Genomic DNA, 1361 nt, shown 5'->3' with positions numbered 1-1361 from the left:
GTCCTGTGTGGATGGCGTCTGCTTTGCAAGGACAAAATGCTCTGATTGCGCGGCTGGTCAGTACAGTCCTGTGTCCGGCCTTTGATTGCGGCATTTGCTTGAGCCGCTGGCCTTGATGGGTTCCGTGAACCTGGTCCCAATCGGCAAAGCGAACCTGAGAGTTCAGGACGAAGCTCGGGTTTTCCGGGTTCTCGGATGACCGCACGTGCCATCATGGCATTCGTCTTGCAATTCTTTTTTGTTCAGTGCCTCCGGTTATGCCGCTGATTGCCGGTAGTATGTTTCTTTGGTGAGGATCGCCCAGATGATCCGTGCGGCTTTGTTTGCCATCGCGATCGTGGCAAGTCGGACGGGTTTGCGCTCGAGGAGTTGCATGATCCAAGGATGCACGCGTTCTGGATAGCCGCGGGCGCGCTGTACTTGTGAGGTCATACCGATCACCAGAAGCCTTCTTATGTAACGGTCACCCTTCTTGCTAATCCGGCCGAGGCGTTCCTTGCCACCACTCGATCTGTTCAATGGGGTGAGACCAAGCCAAGCAGCAAACTCGCGCCCGTTCTTGAACTGTTTGCCGTCGCCGATGGTGGCGACGATGGCAGAGGCGGTGATTGGACCAACACCAGGGACGGTTCTGATCCGCTTGGCCCGTTCATCGATCCGCGAATGATACTCGATCAGTTTGTCGTAGAACACCACGCGCTCGTCGAGTGCAACAACCTGCTCGCAGAGGGTTTTGAGCATGCTCTTCGCAACGTCTGGCATGTCCGGGCAATCGTTGGTTTTGAACCCTTTGACGAAGCGCATCGCCGCCACCGGCCCGTTCCCGATCACATGACCAAACTCTCGAAGAAGACCCCGGATCACGTTCAGCATCTGAGTTTTCTGGCGCACGACAAGCTGGCGCACGCGATGCATTGTAAGAAGGGCTTGTTGTTCCTTCGATTTCACAGCGACGAACCGCATGGTCGGTCGCGTGACGGCCTCGCAGATTGCCTCGGCATCAACCGCATCCGTCTTTCCACGCTTCACGTAGGGCTTTACGTAAGTCGCCGGCATGAGGCGCACGTCATGGCCGATTTCAGTCAGCTCACGCGCCCAGTGATGTGCCGACCCACACGCCTCAATTCCGACGAGGCAGCTCGGCAGGGTCTCAAAGAACTTCAGCAATTGTCTGCGGCGGATCGAACGATTGAAGACAACCGTACCGTCATCAGCGATCCCGTGGACCTGAAAGACGTCTTTACCGAGATCCAATCCTATCGTCGTGACTTCCATGGTGGGGCTCCTTTCCTTGCAGAAGATGTCTTCTGCAGTTTGCCGCAAAGCGCGACGGTTGGCTGCAGACGCCATCCACCCCATCC

Annotated in this window: 1 protein-coding gene; it reads right to left on the bottom strand. The window is 56.6% G+C overall.

Annotated elements, in window-relative coordinates; translation table 11 throughout:
• Window positions 1–255: 255 nt before the first annotated feature.
• Entirely contained in the window at window positions 256–1275 is a 1020-nt protein-coding gene (locus I9182_RS20330; RefSeq protein ID WP_209599476.1) for an IS110 family transposase, read from the bottom strand.
• Window positions 1276–1361: the final 86 nt, after the last annotated feature.

This window comes from Ruegeria sp. HKCCSP351 (assembly GCF_017872535.1).
Classification (GTDB): domain Bacteria; phylum Pseudomonadota; class Alphaproteobacteria; order Rhodobacterales; family Rhodobacteraceae; genus Ruegeria.
Note: the sequence above shows the minus strand (reverse complement) of the source record. Positions and strands in the feature narration are given on the sequence as shown.